This is a genomic window from Brevibacillus sp. HB1.1 (assembly GCF_013332445.1).
GTDB classification, from domain to species: Bacteria; Bacillota; Bacilli; order Brevibacillales; family Brevibacillaceae; genus Brevibacillus; species Brevibacillus porteri.
Window position 1 is genome coordinate 48,548 of record NZ_JABMIV010000014.1, and the last position, 24,606, is coordinate 73,153.

At 44.8% G+C, this 24,606-nt stretch carries 25 protein-coding genes; 19 read left to right on the forward strand and 6 right to left on the reverse strand.

The window, feature by feature from the left end:
* The first annotated feature begins 55 nt into the window (after positions 1 to 55).
* The 5 genes from HPY27_RS26500 (at position 56) to HPY27_RS26520 (ending at position 3,057) form a co-directional block, all read left to right on the forward strand.
* Positions 56 to 298 carry a CxxH/CxxC protein gene (locus HPY27_RS26500; RefSeq protein WP_174226355.1) on the forward strand — a complete coding sequence of 81 codons (243 nt, stop codon included), beginning with the start codon at positions 56 to 58 and terminating at the stop codon, positions 296 to 298.
* A gap of 4 nt (positions 299 to 302) precedes the next feature.
* Positions 303 to 782 (forward strand): 23S rRNA (pseudouridine(1915)-N(3))-methyltransferase RlmH, encoded by a 480-nt coding sequence (gene rlmH / locus HPY27_RS26505; RefSeq protein WP_017246805.1) that lies wholly within the window; start codon positions 303 to 305, stop codon positions 780 to 782.
* A gap of 187 nt (positions 783 to 969) precedes the next feature.
* Positions 970 to 1,866: a helix-turn-helix transcriptional regulator gene (locus HPY27_RS26510; RefSeq protein ID WP_238144579.1), complete on the forward strand. Its 897-nt coding sequence runs from the start codon at positions 970 to 972 to the stop codon at positions 1,864 to 1,866.
* Positions 1,867 to 1,945: 79 nt separating this feature from the next.
* Positions 1,946 to 2,794, forward strand: a complete 849-nt coding sequence (locus tag HPY27_RS26515; RefSeq protein WP_017246803.1) for a DUF2785 domain-containing protein — start codon at positions 1,946 to 1,948, stop codon at positions 2,792 to 2,794.
* Complete coding sequence (locus tag HPY27_RS26520; RefSeq protein WP_017246802.1) at positions 2,794 to 3,057, forward strand: imm68 putative immunity domain-containing protein; 264 nt, start codon at positions 2,794 to 2,796, stop codon at positions 3,055 to 3,057. Before HPY27_RS26515 ends, HPY27_RS26520 begins: the two co-directional genes overlap by 1 nt.
* A 167-nt stretch (positions 3,058 to 3,224) precedes the next feature.
* Here the strand turns inward: HPY27_RS26520 and HPY27_RS26525 are convergent, their stop codons facing one another.
* Positions 3,225 to 4,268, reverse strand: coding sequence for a zinc-binding alcohol dehydrogenase family protein (locus HPY27_RS26525; protein ID WP_017246801.1), 1,044 nt, complete (start codon positions 4,266 to 4,268; stop codon positions 3,225 to 3,227).
* A gap of 125 nt (positions 4,269 to 4,393) precedes the next feature.
* On the opposite strand from HPY27_RS26525, the gene HPY27_RS26530 reads away from it, so the two are divergent.
* The 5 genes from HPY27_RS26530 (at position 4,394) to HPY27_RS26550 (ending at position 8,322) form a co-directional block, all read left to right on the forward strand.
* Positions 4,394 to 4,771, forward strand: coding sequence for a winged helix-turn-helix transcriptional regulator (locus tag HPY27_RS26530; RefSeq protein WP_017246800.1), 378 nt, complete (start codon positions 4,394 to 4,396; stop codon positions 4,769 to 4,771).
* 443 nt (positions 4,772 to 5,214) lie between these two features.
* Positions 5,215 to 6,042, forward strand: a complete 828-nt coding sequence (locus HPY27_RS26535; protein WP_017246799.1) for a helix-turn-helix transcriptional regulator — start codon at positions 5,215 to 5,217, stop codon at positions 6,040 to 6,042.
* Between the two features lie 88 nt (positions 6,043 to 6,130).
* Positions 6,131 to 7,114 carry an ABC transporter substrate-binding protein gene (locus HPY27_RS26540; protein ID WP_017246798.1) on the forward strand — a complete coding sequence of 328 codons (984 nt, stop codon included), beginning with the start codon at positions 6,131 to 6,133 and terminating at the stop codon, positions 7,112 to 7,114.
* Between the two features lie 33 nt (positions 7,115 to 7,147).
* A complete protein-coding gene (locus HPY27_RS26545) occupies positions 7,148 to 7,486 on the forward strand; it encodes a cupin domain-containing protein (RefSeq protein ID WP_017246797.1) in 339 nt (112 codons plus the stop codon).
* Between the two features lie 101 nt (positions 7,487 to 7,587).
* Positions 7,588 to 8,322 (forward strand): hypothetical protein, encoded by a 735-nt coding sequence (locus HPY27_RS26550; RefSeq protein ID WP_174226356.1) that lies wholly within the window; start codon positions 7,588 to 7,590, stop codon positions 8,320 to 8,322.
* 128 nt (positions 8,323 to 8,450) lie between these two features.
* Here HPY27_RS26550 and HPY27_RS26555 read toward each other — a convergent pair whose 3' ends face one another.
* The gene (locus HPY27_RS26555) at positions 8,451 to 8,825 is read right to left on the reverse strand and encodes a hypothetical protein (RefSeq protein ID WP_017246795.1); all 375 of its coding nucleotides are present in this window, start codon (positions 8,823 to 8,825) and stop codon (positions 8,451 to 8,453) included.
* A gap of 68 nt (positions 8,826 to 8,893) precedes the next feature.
* On the reverse strand, positions 8,894 to 9,133 hold the full coding sequence (locus HPY27_RS26560) for a hypothetical protein (RefSeq protein ID WP_174226357.1): 240 nt from the start codon (positions 9,131 to 9,133) through the stop codon (positions 8,894 to 8,896).
* Between the two features lie 364 nt (positions 9,134 to 9,497).
* Between HPY27_RS26560 and HPY27_RS26565 the strand changes: the two genes are divergently transcribed.
* The 3 genes from HPY27_RS26565 to HPY27_RS26575 all read left to right on the forward strand — a co-directional run bounded on the left by HPY27_RS26565 (position 9,498) and on the right by HPY27_RS26575 (position 12,507).
* Positions 9,498 to 10,166: a YdeI/OmpD-associated family protein gene (locus HPY27_RS26565; protein WP_174226358.1), complete on the forward strand. Its 669-nt coding sequence runs from the start codon at positions 9,498 to 9,500 to the stop codon at positions 10,164 to 10,166.
* A gap of 360 nt (positions 10,167 to 10,526) precedes the next feature.
* On the forward strand, positions 10,527 to 11,618 hold the full coding sequence (locus HPY27_RS26570; RefSeq protein ID WP_174226359.1) for a BC_2427 family protein: 1,092 nt from the start codon (positions 10,527 to 10,529) through the stop codon (positions 11,616 to 11,618).
* Between the two features lie 139 nt (positions 11,619 to 11,757).
* Positions 11,758 to 12,507, forward strand: a complete 750-nt coding sequence (locus HPY27_RS26575) for a CsxC family protein (RefSeq protein ID WP_017246791.1) — start codon at positions 11,758 to 11,760, stop codon at positions 12,505 to 12,507.
* Between the two features lie 59 nt (positions 12,508 to 12,566).
* On the opposite strand, the gene HPY27_RS26580 is transcribed toward HPY27_RS26575, so the two are convergent.
* On the reverse strand, positions 12,567 to 13,502 hold the full coding sequence (locus tag HPY27_RS26580) for a YndJ family transporter (RefSeq protein WP_174226360.1): 936 nt from the start codon (positions 13,500 to 13,502) through the stop codon (positions 12,567 to 12,569).
* Between the two features lie 269 nt (positions 13,503 to 13,771).
* Here HPY27_RS26580 and HPY27_RS26585 point away from each other — a divergent pair, with 269 nt between their 5' ends.
* From HPY27_RS26585 to cysI, 4 genes are all read left to right on the forward strand, one after another.
* Complete coding sequence (locus HPY27_RS26585) at positions 13,772 to 15,142, forward strand: FAD-binding oxidoreductase (protein WP_174226361.1); 1,371 nt, start codon at positions 13,772 to 13,774, stop codon at positions 15,140 to 15,142.
* Between the two features lie 98 nt (positions 15,143 to 15,240).
* On the forward strand, positions 15,241 to 16,179 hold the full coding sequence (locus HPY27_RS26590; protein WP_254612999.1) for a class I SAM-dependent methyltransferase: 939 nt from the start codon (positions 15,241 to 15,243) through the stop codon (positions 16,177 to 16,179).
* Positions 16,180 to 16,388: 209 nt separating this feature from the next.
* Positions 16,389 to 18,215, forward strand: a complete 1,827-nt coding sequence (locus tag HPY27_RS26595) for an assimilatory sulfite reductase (NADPH) flavoprotein subunit (RefSeq protein WP_174226362.1) — start codon at positions 16,389 to 16,391, stop codon at positions 18,213 to 18,215.
* 33 nt (positions 18,216 to 18,248) lie between these two features.
* Positions 18,249 to 19,970, forward strand: a complete 1,722-nt coding sequence (gene cysI / locus HPY27_RS26600) for an assimilatory sulfite reductase (NADPH) hemoprotein subunit (RefSeq protein WP_174226363.1) — start codon at positions 18,249 to 18,251, stop codon at positions 19,968 to 19,970.
* 53 nt (positions 19,971 to 20,023) lie between these two features.
* Here the strand turns inward: cysI and HPY27_RS26605 are convergent, their stop codons facing one another.
* On the reverse strand, positions 20,024 to 21,403 hold the full coding sequence (locus tag HPY27_RS26605; protein ID WP_174226364.1) for an SMI1/KNR4 family protein: 1,380 nt from the start codon (positions 21,401 to 21,403) through the stop codon (positions 20,024 to 20,026).
* Positions 21,404 to 21,586: 183 nt separating this feature from the next.
* Here HPY27_RS26605 and HPY27_RS26610 point away from each other — a divergent pair, with 183 nt between their 5' ends.
* The gene (locus HPY27_RS26610) at positions 21,587 to 22,033 is read left to right on the forward strand and encodes a DMP19 family protein (protein ID WP_174226365.1); all 447 of its coding nucleotides are present in this window, start codon (positions 21,587 to 21,589) and stop codon (positions 22,031 to 22,033) included.
* A gap of 38 nt (positions 22,034 to 22,071) precedes the next feature.
* Here HPY27_RS26610 and HPY27_RS26615 read toward each other — a convergent pair whose 3' ends face one another.
* Complete coding sequence (locus HPY27_RS26615) at positions 22,072 to 22,620, reverse strand: hypothetical protein (protein ID WP_174226366.1); 549 nt, start codon at positions 22,618 to 22,620, stop codon at positions 22,072 to 22,074.
* 358 nt (positions 22,621 to 22,978) lie between these two features.
* On the opposite strand from HPY27_RS26615, the gene HPY27_RS26620 reads away from it, so the two are divergent.
* Entirely contained in the window at positions 22,979 to 24,478 is a 1,500-nt protein-coding gene (locus tag HPY27_RS26620) for a malate:quinone oxidoreductase (RefSeq protein WP_017246782.1), read from the forward strand.
* Positions 24,479 to 24,606 lie beyond the last annotated feature (128 nt).

Sequence of the window (24,606 nt, forward strand, 5' to 3'; positions counted from 1 at the left end):
CGGTTCTGGGGTAGAATAGGAAGCGACATTATTGAACGGAAAAGAGGTATTTGATATGGACATGAAGATGAAAAACATTCAAATAGAAGGCAAAGAAGTTGAGCTGTTGGCTGAATATCCGGTGCGGTTTGCTTGCATGGAGCATTTGGAGCAGGAGTTGGATGATTACGTAAATGATTTTGAAGCGGCGCCAGATACGTATGCGGCACAGGCGATTGAGGGCGATGGAGTAGACAAGCGTTGTCGGGAATGTGGAGAGCCTGGGCAGATCGTGCTTTTGAAAGAGAAGGGAATGTAGGATCATGCAAATTTCGATTATCACGGTAGGGAAGCTGAAGGAGAAATATTTGCGTGAGGGCATTGATGAATACAGCAAACGTCTGTCTGCTTACTGCAAGCTGCAAGTGATCGAGGTCAATGATGAAAAGGCGCCGGAAGAGATGAGTGCGGCGGAGATGGAGCAGGTGAAGCGCAAGGAAGGCGAGCGTATCCTGGCGCAGATCAAGCAGGATCAGTATGTGATTGCGCTGGCGATTGATGGGCAAATGTGGTCATCGGAGAAGCTGTCTGCGGAGATGGACAAGCTGGCTTTGCATGGGCGCAGTCAGGTGGCGTTCGTGATTGGCGGGTCGTTGGGGTTGTCCGATCAGGTATTGAAGCGGGCGGATGCGTTGCTGTCGTTTTCGAAGATGACGTTTCCGCATCAGTTGGTGCGGTTGGTGCTGTTGGAGCAGGTTTATCGGGCTTTTCGGATTAGTCGGGGGGAGCCTTATCACAAATAGTGGTAAAGCAGCGGATCGAGCTAGAAGTACAGTTGAATCAGATAAGAAAGTACTATTTACTTGAGAAAAGAACAAAATGACCGGTGGGGGCAGGGAAGACTCCGGTCGATCTTGTAAAAAAGAATAAGAGAGGATACGTTGCAAATCAACGTAATCTATATAAATGCGCGTAGATCGATTACTATCCATGTTACTCATTATCTCAAAAAAAGGTACGGTTACAGGTAAAGAGCTTGCGGAACATTTTGAGGTGTCCATACGAACAATCTACAGAGATATAGAAAAGTTAGGTGAAGCAGGCATCCCAATCGCATCCATTGGTGGTAAAGGTGGGGGCTATTACATTATGGAAAACTATAATGTGGACAATCTTTTTTTAAACAAAGATGAAGCTTCTACTTTCATGGCGATAATGAATAATCTAAGTTTTCTATTTGGGAAAAACACAACGTTTCATGATATTGTTTTAAAGATCGAGAATACGCTTAAACAAGAAAAGAATACAAGCAAGTTAGACATTAATCTGTCTCATTTCAGTATGGAAAATGAATTAAAGGAATACCTGCTTCTATTAAACAATGCTATTGAGAAAAATAAGCTAGTGGTATTCGAATATATCAACAGAAGTATGGAATGTTTCGAAAGAACAGTAGAACCGTTTCAAATTACATTTTCCGCCGGTCAATGGTATTTGGTGGGCTTTTGCAAAGAAAGAAATGATTACAGAAGGTTCAAGCTAGTACGGATCAAGAATTTGAAAATGGGTGAGAACTTCGAAAAAAAGGATATCCCAAATGAAGAAATCCAAGAAATAATTGAGAATAGCTATCTTACGCGAGGCATAACCGTTACCTTAAAGTTTGCTCATAAAATGGGAGAGCAATTAACTGAGTATTTTCAAAAAGAGAAAATAACTAAAACACATAACAATCAATATATCGTTGTGGATCAATTTCCATATGAGGAGGGATTACTGAAATTTATTTTAAGCTTTGGTAAGGAATGCGAGATAGTGGAGCCCTGTTATTTGAGAAATGAATTACAAGAATATATAAAAACAATATTGCTACCATACAATGACTGACATATAGGTGTCAGTCATTGTGTTTTATAGTAGGGGTGTAAGTAGTCCGGAAATAGCATATATGCAAGGGGATGAGATAGTGAGCAATACAAGGATGAAACTCATGATAGACCTGCAAAGAATTGAGAAGGAACATTACCAGCTTCGTGAAGGTGAGCGGACACAGGATTTTTTAACTCTAATGTTGCAATTTATCGGGGATCCTCAACCGGAATTACGGGATGAACTGATCTATCCGACACTGTATAAATGGATTTATGAAGAGGATCGGTTTACGGAAACGGAATTGAGCACTCTTCTGGCAATTCTGACCGATGAGCATCATTTGTTCTATCATATTGGTAGCGAAGGTGATCAGTCTGTATTTACAAGGACGTTCTCTGTTCTGCCAGTAGCTTTAATAGTACGGCTTCACAGCAAGAAGCCTTTTCTGGATTATGCTGAATACCAGAATCTTAAGCATTCACTGCTCCGCTATTATAAGGAGGAAAAGGATCTGCGCGGCTATCTGCCTGAAGGAGGCTGGGCTCATAGTGCGTCACACGGTGCGGATGCTTTGCTGGAGCTGGTCAAGTGCCCGGAGAGCGATACAGCGGTACAGCTTGAAGTACTTGCTGCTATTGAGGGGATGCTCCATAATGGGAAACAAATTTTTAGCGATGAGGATGATGAACGGATCGCCAGTATCGTGGATACCATGATGGAAAAAGGTCTGCTTCCACAGCAGGAGATCGCTGACTGGATAAGCGGTTTGACAAAATGCGTCGACTGGCCGAGAAGCTACGTTCAGACGATCGCCCGTGTGAACAGTAAAAATCTTTTGCGTAGTCTATATTTCAGAAGAGGACAGGGCAGCCGCGGAAATGTTCTTGCCGCTGTCATACTTGCTGCAGAGACGAAATTGAACAAGTTTGCGACTGGAAGATAGTGAATTCATCCTTTCCGAAAGCAGCTTTTTTGCAAAAAAATGCTAACGGCACGTTTCGAGTAGAACTTAATATGGCCTGCTCAGCTCTAATCGATCCTTCAGCCATTGTGTTGGAGTCTCATAAATCAGGTTATGTCGATTTGCATGATTTGGATGAGGATAGGCAGCCGTACGAATTAGCCGAGCTTGTTCCGGCCGATGATATGAGAGAGCTTGCGGAAAAGGCAAAAATGATCGCAGATGAGCTCGCACCGTTAAGCTAAGCCGTATCACAACTAAAGGAAAGTTTTTACAGAAGTCTGGGGAGAATTTGTCTCGCCAGCACATACCGTTGTACTCAAAAAGGCCCCGTATTAGCAAGGGGCCTTTGAGTTGTTTATTCACATCAGCACATTTTGGAACCAACCATACCTACTTCGCCTTCATAGTATCAGAAGTTTTCTAAAACAATTTTTCCAATGGTCCGTCCAGACTCCAACTTCTCATGCGCGAAACGTAGGTTTGCTGCATTGATGGGCTCTAGTCGTTCAGTCAGCGTAGTTTTTATTTTTCCATCATCGATTAAGTCCGCCAGTTCATTCAACAATTCGTGTTGTTTGATCATGTCATTGGTATGAAACAAGGACCGTGTAAACATGAACTCCCATACAAACGTTACACTTTTAGAAAACAGCAAGTCCATTTTCAAGCTCCCTGTCCAGGTAGCTTTATTTGTAGGAACGATAGAGCAAATTTTACCTTGGGGGACAATGACTTCCGCCATATTTTCAAGATGTTGAACAGTATCATTCAAGCAAAGGATATAATCTACGGTGTCAATACCAACTTCCTTGAGTTGAGGGTGAAAAGGTTCGTTGTGGTTTATGATAAAATCTGCACCGAGACTGTTGACCCATTGAATTGACTCTGGACGTGAAGCAGTACCGATGACGGTCAACCCTGCTAATTTTGCAAGTTGAATAGCAATCGATCCTACTCCTCCAGCTGCACCGATAATCAGTATGCTTTTGTTTTCATCTGTATTTACGCTAATTCCTAAACGATCAAATAGGCCCTCCCATGCAGTTATCGAGGTAAGCGGTAATGCGGCGGCGGCAGCGAAATCCAAACTTCGCGGCATATTCCCCACAATTCGTTCATCAACTAAGTGAAATTCACTGTTACTACCTGGTCGAGACACACTGCCCGCATAATAGATCTTGTCCCCAGGTTTAAACAATTGGCAGTCAGGACCAACTTGTTCTACGATTCCAGCGGCATCCCAACCAAGAATTTTCGGTGAATCGGCTTCGTAGTTATGTACTTCGCGGACGCCTACATCTGCAGGGTTGACGGAGATTGCTTTTACACGTACAAGCAAATCACGGCCTGTAGGTTCCGGTTTATCCAAGTGCAGATCAATAAGGCTTTCCGGATTGGATATGGGGAGGTAACGGTAAGCACCGACAGCTTTCATCTTTTGGTGAGTATTCATGGGTATCCATCCTCTCAAATAGGAAATGTTGTACAGTTGCATTGTAAATCGATTCAATTACTTTAAGTAAGTACGCATATTTTTATGGTATAGTATTAAAAATCAAACCATTGGGGGATAAGCTGATGGGAGACCGAAGAAAGAAATATGGAGTAAGTCCAGATATGCAAGCATGTCCGGTTGAAACAACGCTGGATGTTATTGGTGGAAAGTGGAAGGGGATCATTCTCTATCAGCTCCTGAACGGAACGAAAAGATTCAATGAATTCAGGCGGCTCAATCCGGGAATCACGCAGTTTATGCTCACATTGCAGTTAAGAGAGCTTGAACGGGATGGCATCATTCATCGCGAAATATATAAAGAGGTTCCTCCAAGAGTGGAATACTCCCTTACTGATTTCGGAAGGACTCTGGAACCGGTCATTATGTCAATGAAAGCATGGGGCGAGTCTTATAAAGTGCGGCTTAATGAAAATCCAACGATACAAGGGGAGGAGAGTTAATGGAAAGTTGGGTAACAAGGCGGCGGGTACAGGGCCATAGCTGCATTCCGCAAAGGATGGCCTTAAAAACTTGCTGTTACGGACAGCGCGGAGAGCCTTATCATAAGTGATGGCGAAAAATTTGTGAGAAGAAGGGTGTAGAGGTGTGATGGAGGAAGGTGCTATAGAAATAGGCTTACGATCGGGACGGGTGTCGTCCGGCGACGAAACCACAACACAGACCAAGGAAGATCTTGTTACTTCTTGTGATCCTCACTCCCCTATTTTTGAAAACATCCTGACCTGATGCCGCTACCCGGCGGTTTGAACACTAGCCGGGTAGCGGCATTTTTATTATTCATATAGGTTGACAATGATAATCGTTATCAATAATGTGAAAATAGGATGTACAACGATCCATCTCAGGATTACCGGCAAACTACTATTGAAATGAGGTATGCAATATGAAAATCGACGTTGATCAGTTAGCAGAGCATTTTGCACACATTCCTTTCCAAGTAGAAGGAATATATCGATATGCTAGAAATCCAGGTGTGCCTTACGCTGACTATACAGATTCCTTTCCTGGATTTGTGTTTCCACTTACAGGGAAGGTACAATTTCAATTTAATGGCACGCCTTATATCCTTTCGCCAGGAAAAGTTGTGCATGGCGGTGCAAAAATGAAACTAGCTCAAAAAATGTTTGGTAACACCAACTGGGAGTATATCCTTGTTTTATACCGGATATGTAATTCAGAACTAGAAGGGTCAAGCTTTTCTCATCAGCATTTTGAATTATCAACAGGACAATCCCCTCGTCTGATTGAATTAATCATGCGTCTTTGGCATGTGTATAATCAGCGTGGTGGCCTTTCGATGTTTCAGACCGAAATGCTGTTTCGCGATGTACTGAATGAAGCCTTATTATGTGTTGTTAATAGGCAAAATAGCTGTGAATCACATGCTTTATTCGAACGGGTATCTACTTATATTCATGAATACTATTATCAAAGCCTTACAATAGCATCGCTTGCAGAACAATATAACGTTAATCGAAATCGACTTTCTTACGTATTTAGAAGACATGCAGGGATGGGACCAGCAGAATATTTATTAAAATATCGTATAAAGATGGCGCAAAATATGCTATTTACAAGTGATGTGCCCGTACAGCAAATTGCGCAAACTGTTGGAATTGCTGACCCCTTTTATTTTAGTAGAGTGTTCAAGAAACAATATGGTATTTCTCCTACTGAATATCGAGAGAAGTTCATCAATAATCCATGCTAATTTCAACAGGCATCCATTTTAAACCAAAAGTGACTTAACTATACTGATGGTAAGCCAAAGAAAACATCATGTAGCGGAGGAATTGCGTATGCACAAGATGAAAGGCTTGCTAATCCCCATGCTATTATTAGCAGGCATGCTAGCAGGTTGTAATGAAACACCTGCTGAAAATAAAGGATCAACTACAGAAAGTACATCTACATCAGCAGTTAAGGCAGATGCACCTGATTGGCCAAGAACATTTAAGGATGCGTTAGGTAAAGAAATTGTTATCAAGCACAAACCAGAAAAATTGGCTGCATTATGGTATTTTTATCCTGAAATATTAGTTGCATTAGGTGAGCCTCCTGCTGCTTCTACTGATAAAGAGTATCTATCTTCGTTATCTTATTTAAGTGGAAAGTTGGATTCAGCTGAAGAATTAGGAGACAAATTGTCCCCTAGTATCGAGAAAATTTTATCTATTGAGCCTGATTATATTTTAGCAACAGAACAACATGAAAAAATGTATGATTCACTAGAAAAAGTTGCGCCAGTCATTACGTTAAAGTCCAAGGACATCTATGAAAATTGGCAATATGGGCTTCGTACAGTAGCCGAAATTATTGGGAAAGAAGACGAAGCGGAACAAGTCATTAATAAAATGATGAAAGAAATTACAACTGGGCGTGAAGCATTAAAGTCGATTCAAGGAGAGTCAGTAGCTCTTATTTTGTCTTGGGACGGAAAAACTTTTAATGTTCTAGGTGAAGGAAATCCTGTCTATACACTTGCGTTTGAGAAAGAAAAGGGACTGGGGCTTACACCAGATGATACATTTAAAGGTACGAATAATAAATTTACGACGTTTGAAGGGATTTCAACTGTTCAAGCAGACCACATTTTCCTTATAGGTGACATTACAAAAAAGGAAATATTAATGAATGACTTAAAGCAAAGTAAGGTATGGAATAATCTGAATGCCGTGAAGAAAGGCAATGTCTATTTAATGGATACTTCCGCTATTACTGGTGGCCCATTAGCTATCGAATACGCTTTGCAAAATATAACAAATGCCTTGCGTAAGCTCTAAATTATGCAGGTTAAAAAATAAGGAGGGATTAATATGCATTACCAAGCTATCAATCTGAATGAGGAGCTATCTACATTCACCGATCTCTGGTCTCCGAAAGTCATTGCTGAAATGAATGACTATCAATTTAAGCTCGTTAAGATTGCTGGGGATTTTATATGGCATGAGCATCAAGGTACGGATAAGGTATTTATGGTACTCGAAGGAGAGATGTTCATAGATTTTCGTGATGGTCGGGTGAAAATTTCCAAGGGTGAGATGTTTATTGTCCCGGGGGGAGCCGAGCAGAAGCCCTTCGCCGAAAAGGAATGCCATATCATGTTGGTGGAGCCTAGAAGCGTAGTAAACACTGGCGGTACTGAGTCTGAATAACAGCAGTCAATAATACTTGGATCGATCCAGTGTTTGTTACTAGTACGAACTCAATGTATGAGAAAATGGTTCACGTAAGAAAAATAAACAGAAGGTGACAAGTGGAGTTGAAGCAAATGGAACAAGAGCTCGTTGCCTTAACATGCGGGGTATGCAAAGGCGTATCAGAGCGCATAAGGATGGAAAGTGAGCTGTTTGATATTGCTGGCTTCGAAAATGATATTATGGAATGGTCAGATTCTGAAAACGAAGTTCCTCCGTTGGATGAGCGACATTGGCTGCGTTCTGATCGCCCGCCTGAGCAAGGTCAGGTTAGAACGGTGAAGGTTTCCCATCCTTTCCATATGAGGATTGGAGAACCCTTTTGGATCATGTACACTCCGGTACTCTCCAGTTTTAATGGATGGGATTCGCATCCCGAAGAGATTGAACAATCTTCTTTTGTACAGTGTTCCATTGAGCGTGTCATTGAGCGGAATGAGTTTACAGCTTGGTTGTGCATAAAGATTTTAGATGTATGGATGATTAAGGATTACAACGAGAGATTTCCAGAAAGAGATGGGAGCACAGGTTATTTAGAAGGTTTTGAGATGTTCGGAGATCCTTACATATTTAACTACAGGAACTGGCTATTTATCAGTGCTGGTGCACAGGGAGATCTCGGCGAATGGGGACTCGTAAAACAATTAAATAGTCAGTACCATATGCTCGTATATGGAGATTGGGGCTTTCATAAGAATAATGCTTATGGAGGAAACATCCTGCTGCCTAAGGATCGGATCGATGGATGGATCAAGCAAGCGATGGAGAATAATCGTTATGAAACGATAGAGTAGTAAAATGAGAGCGTGAAAGAGGATTCATGGAAAGCATATGAATTTATCATTGCTTGGGGTAAAGAAATAATGATTGAATAGTAAAGGAAGGAGCTGACCGCCACAGCCCCTTCCTTATTTTTTCATTTTCATTCACATATACTGGAATTCGGGAATTTTCCTTGCAGATAGGAATCCCACAGGCTATTGATAAATTCAATATTAATCTTGTTTTCAAACGCTTTGGAAATGAGACCAAAGTCGTCCGACGCATACCCTGCCAGCTCTGAATTCTGGGTTATCCGAAATGTTTGCTTGAACACAAATTCCCTAATTTCTTTGATCACGGTATTTTCAGAGGGGGCAATTTCATCAACTTTTTTGTAACTAGAACTCCATGCCGTATCAAATTCATCAGCATCCCTAGCGTCTAATTCAGCGTCCCAATCAACATCTTTATGGAAGACATTCTCTAAAAAACTGTCATTATTGATTAGCGAAAGTATCTCACTCGCTGTTTTCAACGGAACCAACCCCCTTGCATAATATACTAATGGGAATCACTTAGTAGCACAATGGGATGTAGGCTTTATTACCCTACACCATCATTTTCTAACAAGGAATAAAAATTATCTCGGTCTTCGTCATCAAATGAGCCAAGTGTCCGTATCCTAACAAATTCATGTCCGCCATACATGTCTATTTCCTCACCGTACCTATTGAAGAGCGCGATCATATTGCCATCCTCATTCAACTCCATGTACCCGTAACATTTTACTTCAGGCGCTTCACCGTAAAAGAGCGTATATTTGATCTTGATCACTTTGTGCATACAGATCCTCCTTTACTGTCTTTCGTATTGGCTTTGAATTTATACACTACCATCCATAAAATGTCAACTGATAAGCCTCCACGTGATAACGGCGGAGAAGTTACCTTATATGGGGGCCAAATCAATTCACAAATGGTTGTTGAAGCTCTGCCTTATCGAAGAGGCGGAGCTTTTTTTATGTGTCTTTTTTATAGAAACGACCAGTTGGAGAAAAGCCTGTTGCCTCCATTCATGTAGTTTTTAACTTTAGCGGTATAATAGTAGAACGGAAACACAGAACACATGAAGAGAAACTCTGCGAATGTGGAAAGTAAGGCAGGCTTGGCTCCGAGCCGTACCATGAAATCAAAGGAGAAGATCCATCATGTCGAAAACAATCATTGAGAAGCTGAACCTGCAAAAATATCAAAAAACGGCTGTCTTACATACACCGGAGGGTGAGGAGAGCTTAGCCGTTCTGAAAGAAGCGGACCATGAGTTGAAAGACGTACAATATGAGATGATTTTTGCTTTCGTACTGGATATGAAGTCCTTGCAGGAGCTGATGAAGAAGGTAATCGACCACAGCCATTTATTGGAGGGAGGGCTTCTATACGTTGCTTATCCCAAGAAGGGGAATAAAGTCTATCCGACTTATATCCATCGGGATGAGTTATTCGATGGATTAGGAGCCGACGAAGATGGCTATATCGGGACAAGCACGATCAAATTTAATCGAATGGTCGGCATGAATGAAGTATTTACGGTTGTCGGGTTTAAAAATGAGAAAAAGAAGGCGGCAAAAGCTTCATCTAAGCCGAGTCAATGCGTCGATGATTATATAGACTTTGTTCCGAAAATAGAAGAGGATTTGCGTCATGCGCCAAAAGAGCTCGCTTTTTACCAATCTCTCACGCCTGGGTACCAAAAGGATTGGGCTCGGTATGTATATAGTGCCGTACAAGAGGGGACACGGGCAAAGCGCCGAGCTGAAATGATGGCGATCTTGGCTGCGGGCTTTAAAAGCATCGATCTCTATCGCCGGAGTAAATGAGGCGCTGTTTGAAGTTGTGAGGAGACCTCCATAGAATGAAATACAAGAAGAACCCGCGTCGAGCGTGGGCTCTTTGTTGTTTGAATGAACCGAGGCGACCTTACCGGGGAAGCAGCCGCCACAGTTCTTACCTTCCCGAACCGCGGACAGGGCGAGGAAAATACGGTCTCCAGCATACAGGGTCTTCCAAGCGAATCTCGTGCCACTTAAGAGGAATTAGGAGTCAGCCTTTAAAACGGTTGATCGGAGAGCTCTTATATAAGAATACATCTTCAATATATATATTAGCCTAAGGGCAAAAACACTATTACAGCATATATTAATATAACGATGATTTTCTTTATTTGGGAGTGAAATATTGTGAAAACTCCATGGATAAATTATGCGAAGATGGGGCAGATCAGTTTAAAACAAAAGAATAGTAAAAACACTAAGGTACCGCCAAAAAAAGAAATCCGTCTCAAAAAAAATAAAAAGAATGATGGCAAACAGCTAACGGATGTGAAAAATCGCAGAGCTGGAAACTATCATTATTGTCAAATAGATAAGCATTTTGATTGTAACCACAACTCTCAAGACGATGAGTTTTCTGTTTCTGATAATGGTATGGAAGTGAAGGATTCCAAAGATATTGAGCAAGTTTCTCAGAGTGAGCAAGTCGATGAACCGACTAATGATCCGCAAATCGAATCGCCTAAACGTGGAAGAATCTATTCGCTAACAAACAAAAGCCCATTTTCGACTATTGTAAAAATTAAAGATTTTCTTCATCCCCCCATTTTTGGCGGTATAGATCAAAATACAATTGAATTTATAGACCTAAATAATAAACAACAACCTCAATTAGATACAAAGCTAGTCAATAGTACAGCTCATTATCAGGAGGAGATTTTTGGTCGTTTAATTCATTCTAAAATTTCTGGAAGTATATTTTTAACTACTACTGTTCATGCGTGTAATATGAATAAACAAGATAATCTTTATCATACTTTTGCAGCTCCCATTCATGACTCGCCAGATACAATTTCAGCAGAAACAAATCATATATCCTGTCCTACTCATCATTTCATAAATATCAGGGTACCAGTTATAGTTGGAGAATATAAGGTTGAAATACCTCTAGATGAGGATATTATGTTTGAAGAAGAGATACTGGGTATTAAAGGAATCTCAAATGAGGTAATCCTTAAAGAGTGCAGATTGGTTCCTACTCAATTTCATCCATCATTAGGGGAAGGAACAAGGAAAGCCCGGGAAGGAGATTTATTCCTGGAGGGGTATATCCATCAAAATATCGAGTATTCTGTCGCGGACAAAACAAATGGTACTACAGTTCAAAAAGAGTCAGTATTGAATTTTTATCAATTACATCAAAAAATTGCAGTAGAATTAATTGTTCACATACTACAAATTCAACCGGTTCGAATCAGTTGTGATGGCACTAAAATTTAGGAAATAACGGAATCAAACACCGACTCAAGTAAAATGGGTATGTTGTCTAAGAGAATTGCCCTTACTTAAAAAGGAATGCGGAATATAGTGATATCGAGTTTAAAAAACTCAAATTGAAAATTGGAGTTGATTTCCAATTATGAGCAATGTCAATCCAAATCAAGTGACCCCCGCATGTCCAGTGTTTTCGACAGAACAAAATCCATTAACCGTCGAACCAACCACGATCATTTCTCAAGCAGCTTTACCAACCATTAAAGTTCCAGTTGTACTTGTAGAGCCAACACTTCAAATCGTTGTAGAAGCAAATATTCCACTTAACCCACCAGCAACCGAGATTAAGAGAGTGGTTAAACATGTATTTCTCAATCAGGTTAAACTTGTTCCTGTCGCATTTCAGCGTATTGGTACTACTGACTTTTTCAATGTTACAAGAGCCAAGTTATTTGTAGCAGGATTCATTCGTAAAAATATTGAATATGCTACTGCTGCATGTACTGGAGCACTTCAAGATACAATTGCGGATGTTTCTTTCACAGGTTTTGCTGACATCAGAACATTTTTAACAAGGCCCATTATTGGTGTCTCTGAGGCGAGTAAAGCATTTTTCCTCAATGAGAATGATGGCCAGATTCCACGTTTGGATAAAAATTTCTTCCAAAATCTCGTTAAATACAACGAACAACCATTTGGTGAGTTGGTAGCTGCCAACTTCTATGAACTTGATTTTTCACCGGTTACAGCAACACCTGAAGGAACGTTTACTAGCCTGACTGAAAAAATTGTCTTAGATCTAACTGTAAAAGTGTTACAAACACAACAGTTATTAATTACAGCTACACAACAAATTACAGTTCCTCCTGCAGGTACAGTTGGTTGTGACGAATAGGTTTTTATCTAAGAAGGTTACTCCCCATCGGCCAAACGGTCGGGGGGAATGACCTTTTTTCATTTTCGTAAATTAAGAGAATCTATCATATACGCCCATCCAATCAGGCCACATAAAACAAACCCAAACGCATGCAGCGATCCGTAAATCGGAATGAAATCGTGTATGGTTAAAGAAAACATGTTCTTCAATAACGGATAGCAAATGGAAACTACAACAATCGTGTAAAAGGAAATGCAAGAAAGGACTAAAAAGAAGTTGGACTTATTGAGCAAAGAACCTCTTTTCAAGTAACCAAGCAGATAAGTCGTGTAAATCGCAATATTACAGGCGAACAAGGTGACGCCAATATACTCAATCGGCTTCGAGAAAATAATACCGATAGCGATCAGAATAGGTCCAATGATATCGACAGCAACGACCCAAGGATACCAGCTTTTCTTCGTCATAACCCGTCCCAGTAGACCGATAAAAATCGGTACAATGGCAGATGAGAAATGAAAGTGGAGTGAACTCAGGGCGTGCGTTGCGGGCTTAGCCTGGAAGAGGTCAAACTGATACTGATAGAGGGTGAACCAAATGCCCCCGATAAAAAAGTAAACGAGCCCCGCGCCAATCGCGATTTCCTCTGTTCTTCCCTTGCGATTCATAATAATGGTCAGGCCATAGATGCCGAGCAGGAATGTGAACAGTAGCCACCCGAGCGAGAGGGTCCCCGGTATTGCTGTGCTTCCCAGCCCCCACGTCTTGCTGCCCATTACAGAGGCTAAGGCGAGAAGCGCTGCGGGAAATTGAAGTAGCTTGATAGCAGCAAAAATACTCCGTTGATGTTTATTCTTTTCGTCATAGCGCAAAACTCCAATCACAAGAGGCACAATGACGAAAGCCGCAAACATGAGAAATTTTTCAACAAGGTTAAATGGGAAGTAATCCAGATAAAAGATCAGGATGGTTATGATTCCACCGGGAATCGTCCGTACTATCAATGGTTTCATCACTTGCCCCCAAGAAGCCATTCATGGATATTCATATAATTGGTTGCTTATAGTAGTGTAACACATTTTGTGAGGGCTATTCTGTTCACGAATCGCATACTAGATTTGCTCCCAATTTATTGGAGGAATGCGAGAAAGGTGCTGCGGCGCCTTCTTTTCTTTCAGAATAATGTGGGTGTAAGGCATGTGCCGTTACCAGGTCTAGTGTCCCCACATAGGAATAAGCAGATGAGAAAAGCTTACTCCATGAACGAGGTGGGTGACATTCGATGGCACAAAAACGGAAAAAAGCAGGTACACGTTTGACCGGTAGAATTGTGTTGCCGGGCAACCCGTCTTACAATACGGCCAGAATGGAGTTCAACAGGCGCTTTTCCAAGTTTCCAAGGGTCATCGTTTTTTGCAGACGAACGCAGGATGTGATCAACGCAGTCAAATGGGCTCGTGAGCGGGGTGTACGGCTGCGAGCGCGTAGCGGGCGGCACAGCTATGAAGGCTTTTCTGCTGTAAATGGCGGGATTATCATCGATGTGAGCGAGATGGATAAGGTGAAGGTGGATCGCAAGAATATGGTGGCTCATGTGCAGACAGGCAATCCGCTTGCCCGCGTGTACAGGAAGCTGTGGAATGAGCGTGTGGCACTCCCGGCTGGGACTGCACCCGACGTGGGAGTTGGGGGGCTTACCCTTGGCGGCGGGATTGGACTCTTGTCCCGTAAGTATGGCCTTACCTGCGATAACCTGAAACAGGTGAAGATGGTCGTAGCATCGGGACGGCTTGGGGCGAAGACGATCGTGGCAAATAAGAAGAAGCATTCCGATCTGCTCTGGGCATCACGAGGTGGTGGGGGAGGGAACTTTGGCATTGCTACAGACTTTACGTTGCGGGTACGGCCTATCCAGGATGTCTCCATCTACAGCATTACCTGGAAATGGCGCGATCTGAAGAAGGTATTCCCGACTTGGCAGCGCTGGGCACCGTCTGTCACGAACCGCTTAACTTCAACCATCGAGGTGGCTTCCAAGCAAGTGGGTACCATCGTGTCTACCGGGCAATTACTAGGCGGTGCAAAGGAGCTGCGGCGATTGATCAGACCTTTGCTACAAGCAGGAACTCCGGTGAAGGTGATGGTGCGGACAGTGCCTTTTATCGAAGCAACCAGATTTTTTGCCGAAGCGGACCTGAATCTGGAGCCGAAGTTTAAAATAACCGGGGCTTTCGGATTTCAGCCTTTGCCTCGTGAAGGAGTACGGATCATCCGCAATTTCCTGTCCAAAGCCCCCAACAGGCATTCTACCGTATGGTGTCAAAGCTTGGGTGGTGCAGGAAGCGCGGTGAGCCGAGTCTCCCCAACCGCAACGGCTTATCCTCATCGGAAGGCAGAGACGATCTATGAGCTGTCGGCGCGATGGAGGAACGACAGCGAGCAGCAACGAAATATCCAGTGGGTGAAAAGGTTCCGCAGAGCGCTACGTCCCTTCGTTGTTGGGGATTATGTGAACTTTCCTGATTTACAGATCAAGAACTGGCCTGAGGCGTATTATGGTGTGAACTTTGCCAGATTAAAGCGAGTGAAACGAAAGTACGATCCGCATAATGTGTTTCGTTTTGCCCAGAGTATTCCAGTGGGTAGCAGGTAAGCAAATCAACAAGGGAGCATGCCGCGGTGTACTCCTTTTTCAATTTTTTCGCCGATAGGCGGCAAGTTTTTGGAGGAGGGTGGTCTAGAGGTATTGAATTGCTATTTGGCAGGATTGTTCTATTAAATTGGAGCATATTAAAATCGGACATTTTGTATTTAATAGGAGAGACAGCAGCCATGCATGATAAGGAAAATACGGTGCCAGACCACACGGCGGTACGGGTCGCGTTGTGGCGGGCATTGCATGTACAGAACGATTCACCACCGCATGTGCTAGAAGACGAGATCGGTCTGCGACTGGCGGTCCCGGAAGACGAATGGCGCCAACGCCCTGACATGGACCCAGAGAGCACGAGCGGATTCCGAGCATCTATCGTGGCCCGTGCCCGTTTTATAGAAGATTTGGTCACCGAACAGCTCGATCACGGCGTCACGCAGTACGTCATCCTCGGAGCTGGCCTCGACACTTTTGCTCAGCGCCGACCGGAGATCGCCTCCCAGATGCGAATTTTCGAGGTTGACCAGCCAGACACGCAGAGCTGGAAGAGGCAACGCCTGCTCGAGCTTGGCTTTGGCATCCCCGAGTGGCATCGACTCGTGCCTGTTGACTTCGAAGTAGGCGGGTCTTGGTGGGAGCAGCTGAAGGTCGCTGGCTTTGACGCTAGCCAACCAGCTGTAGTGGCATCCACCGGCGTCACCCAATACCTCACCACGGATGCGATTGTGGCTACGTTGCGCCAAGTAGCGACGCTTGCTCCAGGCTCCACGCTGGCCATGACGTTCTTGCTCCCCTTTAACGTCACAAAAACCGAGAAGCGACCTGAGGTTGAAGAGGCGGAGAAGGGAGCGCGAGCAAGCGGCACGCCTTTTATCAGCTTCTTCACACCGCCGGAGATGTTGGCACTGGCCCGCGAGGCTGGTTTCCGAGAAGTCCAGCATGTATTCTCGGCAGAACTTAACCAGCGCTACTTCGGCGGCCGCACCGATGGTCTTTCGCTGCCAAGCGGCGAGGAATTCCTGGTAGCCACTACATAGAGTCGAGACTCATAAGAATTTGAGTGAAGAAAACCCCGGTTCTTTATCTTAGGATCGGGGTTCTTTATGCAGTTTTCCAATGATTAGTAAAGCTTATGATCATAATAACGAATTCCAATTGCTCGGGTTCTACTTACTGTGGTAGCTTAAAGTAAATAATCATATAAGAATACTCGGAATTAATTTTTTCTCTTGTGAGGTGCATATCGTTGGTACTTAAGGTGACAGACAGTCCTTTCAGTCAGGAACAAGTAGAGCTCCTAAATCGGTTGCTGCCCACGCTTTCGGAGGTGCAAAAGGTTTGGCTGAGCGGGTATCTTGCAGCTCTTCACAAAGTGGAGGCACCGATGGCCGCTGGGTTTCAAGCCGCTTCAGCTGCGAATGGGGCAGTCATTTCCAAAGAGGTGACAGTGCTTTTCGGATCTCAGTCCGGAAACAGCCAAAAGTTGGCCAAGGTGCTGACCGGAAAGCTTCAGGAGCACGGCTTCCATGCAACTCTTTCCTCCATGAGCGACTTCAAGACGAATGCGTTGAAAAAGGTTGAAAATCTGCTTGTTGTGGTAAGCACACACGGGGATGGTGAACCACCGGACAATGCCATCTCCTTCCATGAATTCCTGCACAGCAAAAGAGCGCCGCAATTGGTGGGCCTGCGGTTTTCCGTGCTGGCATTAGGCGACACCTCTTATGAATTATTCTGCCAAACTGGCAAAGAGTTCGATAAGCGGTTAGAAGAGCTAGGCGGCAAGCGTCTTACTCCCCGGGTCGATTGCGATGTGGATTACGACGAGCAAGCCTCTGAATGGATGAATCAGGTCCTGGCTTCTCTCAGTGAAACTTCGGCAACCCAGGTTGCTGCTGCAAGCGCGATCGTCGGCGGTGCAGTGATCGGGACAGGGTCACAAACCGAATATTCTCGGTCGAATCCGTTTCAGGCTGTGGTCTTGGAGAGCTTGAATCTGAACGGACGCGGATCAGATAAGGAAACCCGCCACTTGGAAATCTCCCTTGAGGGTTCCAATCTCGAGTATGAACCGGGTGACTGTTTGGGGATCTATCCCAAAAATCATCCTGACCTTGTCCGTGAGCTGATTGACACGATGGGTTGGAAGGCGGAAGAGCTCGTTCCCATTCATAAAAACGGGGAAGAGCGCACGCTGGAAGAGGCCTTGTCCAGCCATTTTGAAATTACGGTTCTCACCAAGCCTCTCTTGGAACAAGCAGTAAAGCTATCATCAGGAAACGGGTTGCAGGAACTGCTTGCGGAAGGGCGAGAGCAAGAGCTTCGCGATTATGTTCGAAATCGGGATTTGCTGGACCTGGTGGAGGATTACGATTTTAAAGGCGTGCCTTCCAAAGAATTTGTCTCCATACTTAGAAAGCTGCCGCCGCGACTCTATTCGATCTCAAGCAGCTCAATGTCCTACCCAGACGAGGTTCATCTGACAATTCGCAATGTTCACTATCAGGCTTATGGCCGAGATCGTTACGGCGTTTGTTCGAGCTATATCGCGGATCGTTTGGAGACGGGTGATACGCTGCCAGTATTTGTACAGCATAACCCCAACTTTAAGCTCCCGGTTAACCCGGACGCCCCGCTGATCATGATTGGTCCCGGCACGGGTGTCGCTCCATTCCGTGCCTTCCTGGGAGAACGGGAGGAGCTTGGGGCGACGGGCAAGACATGGCTTTTCTTTGGTGACCAGCATTTCTCCACAGATTTTCTCTATCAGCTCGAATGGCAGCGTTGGCTCAAAAAAGGCGTACTAACGCACTTGGATGTCGCGTTCTCTCGAGATACAAGCGAAAAAGTGTATGTTCAGCACCGGATGCTTGAGAAGAGCAAGGAGCTCTATCAATGGCTACAAGATGGGGCGCACGTATACGTATGCGGAGACGAGAAAAAGATGGCGCACGATGTTCACGCAGCGATGGTCACCATTCTCCAACAAGAGGGTGGACTCCATTCAGAGGAAGCTGTTGCGTATTTGAAGCGGATGCAGCAGGAAAAACGCTATCAGCGAGATGTCTACTGATTTTTGAGAAAGAATGAGAGGGGAGATGAAACCATGTCAGAAAATCATTTGCTTTCGCCAAACAGTGCTCCTCACAGCGATGTAGAAGACATTAAACGCAAAAGCGATTACTTGCGGGGGAGCCTGGTGGAAACACTGGAAGACAAAATTACAGGGTCCATCCCTGAGGATGATAACCGCCTGATGAAATTCCATGGCAGCTACATGCAGGATGACAGGGATCTTCGTAACGAACGGAGCAAACAGAAGCTGGAGCCGGCCTATCAATTCATGGTGCGCGTGCGTGCCGCTGGTGGCGTTGTCACACCAGAGCAATGGCTCATGATGGACGATATCGCCCAGCAGTTTGCCAATGGAACGATTCGCCTGACGACTCGTCAGTCTTTCCAACTGCATGGCGTGATCAAGTGGAATATGAAGCAGGTGATTCAAGAAGTAAACGAAGCCTTGCTTAGTACACTGGCTGCTTGTGGGGACGTCAACCGCAACGTCATGTGCAACCCGAATCCGTACCAGTCGGAAGTTCATCAAGAGGTTTACGAATGGGCAAAAAAAATAAGCAATCATCTCGATCCCCGTACCCGCGCCTATCATGAAATCTGGCTGGATGAAGAAAAGGTTGTCGACAGTCGGGATGGGGAAGAGCAAGAACCGATCTATGGGCCTGTTTATTTACCACGCAAGTTTAAGATCGGCATCGCCGTACCGCCTGCCAACGATGTGGACGTTTTTTCTCAGGACTTGGGCTTTATCGCTATTCATGAGGACGGTCGACTGCTGGGCTTCAACGTTGCGGTCGGAGGTGGAATGGGAATGACCCACGGCGATCCAAAAACGTATCCGCAGGTGGCGCGGGTGATCGGCTTCGTCACACCGGAACAAGTCTTGGATGTCGCCGAGAAAACGGTCATGATCCAGAGAGACTACGGAGATCGCGCGGTGCGGAAGCACGCTCGATTCAAATATACAATCGACGACCGCGGTATCGAATGGTTTATCCATGAACTGGAGCAACGACTGGGCTGGGAGCTGGAGAAGGCACGCTCCTATCACTTCGAGCATAATGGCGATCGCTATGGCTGGGTGAAAGGGAGTGACGATAACTGGCATTTTACCCTTTTCATTCAGAATGGCCGTGTAAAAGACGAGGACAACTATCTCCTGAAGTCCGGCTTGCGGGAGATTGCCAAGGTGCATACAGGGGATTTCCGCCTGACGCCGAATCAAAATCTCCTCATTGGAAATGTCACCAGTGAAAAGAAGCCGGAAATCGAACAGATCATTCAAGCATACGGGCTCACCGATGGAACTTCCTATTCTGCACTGCGGAGAAACTCCATGGCTTGTGTTTCGTTGCCGACTTGCGGACTCGCGATGGCTGAAGCGGAGCGTTATTTGCCTACACTGCTGGATGAGGTCGAGCTGATCTTGGATGAGGCGGGTTTGCGCGATGAGGAGATCGTCATTCGCATGACAGGATGCCCAAATGGATGCGCAAGACCTGCACTCGCAGAAATTTCTTTTATTGGGAAGGCTGTCGGTAAATACAACATGTATTTGGGCGGTGGTTTCTCCGGCAATCGATTGAACAAGCTGTATCGTGAAAACATCGGAGAAGCAGAAATATTAAATGAACTGCGGCCAATTTTAAATCGGTATGCGAAGGAACGTGAGGATGGCGAGCACTTCGGAGATTTCGTTATTCGGGCAGGGTATGTGAAAGAAGTAAGATCGGGACTTGATTTTCATGAGTAGTGTGGCTGCGAAGAGAAGACCATCCCGTTAAGGATGGTCTTTACCTTTGTCTTTTAGGCATCTCGTAGCTGCTGAATCACTTCCGCTGCGAACTGATCTGTAAACCGGATATGACCATTTTCCTGTACGATCCGCCCTTCCTTCTTGCGACGGTCCAGCCATTCCCTAATCCATCCCGGGGCATAGCCGCCTTGACCGAATTCTCCACCAAAGGCGATCATTTTCTCATAGACAGCCAAGTACTGTTCATGACTGGTATCCGGGTATGACTTTGAGTATAGCCAAAATTGCACATCGTACATCAGATACGAGAGTTCATCCGCATGAAAAGAAAAATAGCCTTTTTCCTCTACAATCCGTGTACAAATGCTGCGTATTTTTTGATCGATTTGTTCCACTTCCGATACTGGCGTGCACAGCTCCTCTAGCAAGGAAGAAAACTTCCCGTGGGCCACTTTATAAAGAGCGGCTTCCTTATCCTCCTCGGAGGTATCGTATTCTTCTTCGCTCACCAAGCCCTTGATAAACGCCTCGAAATTTTCAGCCAGGAACGTAATCTCATAATCGCTTTCCTGATCGACGTGAATGACTTCGGGTTCACCATCTCTCCCGCATGCCCGGTAATCCAGCATGACTACGTCGTGACCTGCTGAAGGACAATCGCAGATGACGACTCCAATGTCGGGATATCCCCAGTCTTCAATCATAAATGGACTGCCGAGATCTCCACAGAGCGAATAGCTTTTCTCTCGGCCAATGCCTAGAATGCCCGTAATGGCAATATGATCCTCCGCCCAAGAAGTCGGGTCCTCTGTTGGAAAGCAGGTGTTCTTTGGAATTCCGCCATTCTGCTGATTCATTAGTGCAAGATAGGAGGCAGGGAGCTTGTATCCCAGCTCTTCCTCGATCGATGCGATCAGTTCATCCGTGGGTGGCTCGGATAGATAGGACTTTTTCGCGTACTCGCTGTCGTCCCAAAAGTCATCAAGCGACATGTTCGAAAAAGGAACTTCCTCCGATGCTGAACCCTCAACAGCGGCTGCCTTTTTGGCTGCCATCCGAAGCTCATGTCTTTGCTGCTTCTCCGCTTTTTGCAGGCTCCACCTTAACCATGATTCGGTATTCTGATTGCCCGGTTCTAACTTGTCTGAGGTACGGAATGATTGTGCCGCCTCTTCATATCGTTTCAAATGATAGAGGGCAAAACCTACCCGAAAGTGCCAGACTGGGTCTTGCTGACCTGCTTCAGCAATATTCTCCAATTGGTTGAGTGCTTCTTCATAATGCCCCAAGTTGTTATAAGCTCTGCCCAGTCGGCTGATTGCCTCATAGTCTCGTTCCTCCTCGGGGAGGCTTAACAGCGAGTCCACAATTTGCTGGTGTTCGTCTTCTTCATGCCAGCGGTCCAATTGTTCAATAAGTGCCTGATCCATGGCAGCCTCCTAAACGATTCTTTTTCTTAGAAAATTTCCGGTGCTTAAGGGTTATTGCGATGCTAGCCACGCGAAGCTACTCCCATCTACCAAACGATTATGTATTCATATAAGATTAATTTATTTCGTGTCGTTTGTGCAAAGCTAATCTAGAAGGGGTTAAACATTAAGGGGGCGTACAAGTTGAGTAAGATGGATATCCATGACGTATGGTTCGATTATGCCGCAGCCTTTGTGCAGAAAAAGAATGCTTCCGGCTGGAACACACTGACCTCACAGGAACAAGAGATTGCCGCCATATGGTTGTTGGAAGCTGATGTATATAACGGCGGGTTTTTGCAGTTTTTTTGCAACTGGGGAGAAGAGGCATATATCTACGCGGTACGGGCCTTACAAGCCATCGGGGCAGTCCATGCACTCGAAATCGTCCAGTCGGGATATGCCTGCATCGAGCATTTATCGGAAGACAACCGCCTCACCCAACTCTGGGATATTCCACAGTTCCTTACTGAGGAAGAGGCAGAGCGGCTGGATAAGCTTGATCAGAGCTTCTGGGAAGACCAAGATCGCATTGCAGAAGTTGCACATCACTATTACATACAGCAGTTGGGAATACCCACCCCATCATAAGGTGACGGGGGTGGGGACTATCAAGGAGAATCCGACACCTATTCGTCAGCACTGGCCTCTTCTGACTGAAGCATAAGCAGCAGCTCTTGAATATCGGGAGCGAGCTTATCATTCCCTTCCATAATTGCGGTGAAAACGGGAATGGCATCCTTTAGCAGCGAATAACTGAAAGAAAAATAGCTGAAAAATGCTTCCTGCTCATAACCCCGCGGCTCCTCTTCTTCCCACCATAATTCATCGTCTTCCTCGTCCTCTGGCCATAAGTACTTTTCGTCCAATAGCTCGTTCATGGACTCAACCGCATTTTGGGAATCCATTTCGTCCACGTTTATAGCCGAAGCTACAGCCAAGTACAACTGAATTTCCTGCGAAGAGACCTGCTCTGGTTTTTGTTTGGCAAGCTCCTGCAGGAGAATCAGCAACACCCACGGCGTCGTCTGCCACAAGGTGCTTTGGTGCTCGATTAGACTGGCCAATTCCTCATATTGCCTGGTCTCTATAAGCCGCGGAATGTCCGTTCCTCTTCCATAGGCTGTCGTCAAACGCTGCCACGGAATGTTGTTTGTCAGGTGGGTCAAAGAGTTCATCTCCATTTCTCCTTAGACATGAGATTAAGCATATTTTACTAAGTTTTGCCATATGCAACGAAAAATTTATATGGTAAGCACCTCGCTGGTAACAACAAACCAAATCCTTCACCCCTGCAAGAAGCTAAGGTAAGGTCTTGGTTTTTATATGTTCCTATAACCTTTTCTAGACAATCCTCTCTTTTTTACCAACATTAAATAGTTATTAATCCTCTAATTATAATAGATAATTGAATCAATAAATAATTTCTATGATATAGTTATAGTTGTGAAAGGTAAGATGTTTTCGTAGCGTCTTGCAACGGGGCAAGGAGCTACTACTTCTTTTTTACAAAAACAGTAGATAAGGAAGGGTAATATGAGCTCCATACAGCAAAAAACAGACGTTATTTTGATTGGTGCAGGGGTCATGAGCGCAACTCTAGGAGCATTACTGAAAGAATTGGCACCGGAGTTGGAAATCAAAGTTTTTGAGAAACTCGCAAAAGCAGGCGAAGAAAGCTCTAACGAATGGAATAATGCGGGTACTGGCCACGCGGCACTCTGTGAGCTGAACTATACATCCGAGAAAGCTGACGGGTCTATAGATATTGGCAAAGCAATTAAAATCAATGAACATTTTCAGCTGTCCAGACAATTCTGGGCTTACCTTGTAAAAAACAATCTCATCCAAAATCCGCAAGACTTTATCATGCCAATACCTCATATGAGTATGGTACAAGGCGAAAAGAATGTAAGCTTTTTGAAAAAACGTTTTGAAGCGCTGGCAAACAATCCTCTATTTCAAGGGATGGAATACTCCGATGACCCTGAAAAACTGAAGGAATGGATTCCACTCATCATGGAAGGCCGCGCATCGAATGAACCAATAGCTGCAACCAAAATCGACTCTGGTACCGATGTCAATTTTGGTGCTTTGACACGTATGTTGTTCGATTACCTGAAGACGAAAGACGTCGCGATTAACTACAACCATGCTGTTGAGGATATCAAACGTACGAGCGACGGCATGTGGAAATTGAAAGTGTACAATATGGCTACCGGTAACATCGAAGACCATATTGCCAAATTCGTCTTTATCGGCGGTGGGGGCGGAAGCTTGCATCTGCTCCAAAAAACCGGTATCCCAGAGTCCAAGCATATCGGTGGTTTCCCGGTAAGCGGATTGTTCATGGTTTGTAAAAATCAAGAAGTGGTAGAGCAGCACCATGCAAAAGTGTACGGTAAAGCAAAGGTCGGAGCTCCTCCAATGTCGGTACCGCATCTGGATACCAGATACATCGACAACAAAAAATCCTTGCTGTTTGGACCTTTTGCGGGATTCTCGCCAAAGTTCTTAAAAACAGGTTCCAATATGGATTTGATCACTTCTGTAAAACCGAACAACGTCATCACGATGTTGGCGGCAGGCGTAAAAGAAATGGCATTGACCAAATACCTGATCGAGCAAGTTATGTTATCGCATGAAAAGCGCATGGAAGAACTACGGGAGTTCATTCCGAACGCGAAAAGCGAGGATTGGGGTATCGTGGTAGCGGGCCAACGCGTGCAAGTTATCAAGGATACACCAGCTGGAAAAGGTACCCTTCAATTTGGTACAGAAGTAGTTAGTGCCGCTGATGGCTCCGTAGCTGCATTGCTCGGCGCATCTCCGGGTGCTTCTACAGCTGTTCAGGTTATGCTAGAGGTATTAGAAAAATGCTTCCCACAACGTATGGCAGAGTGGGAACCGAAAATCAAAGAAATGATTCCTTCTTATGGCGTGTCACTCTTGCAAAACGAAGAGCTTCTCCAAGAGATTCAACGTTCGACAGACGAGGCGCTTGGTCTTGTCCAAAAGGAACTGGCTTATAGTTAATTAGTTAATGGCAATCTTACAGTGAACCTTCGATCCGTTTTTGGATCGGAGGTTCTTTTTTTGATTTCGCAGAGTAGGAGTGGGGGAGATGAAGGAAGAAGGCCCCGCCATACACCATGGCGGAGCCT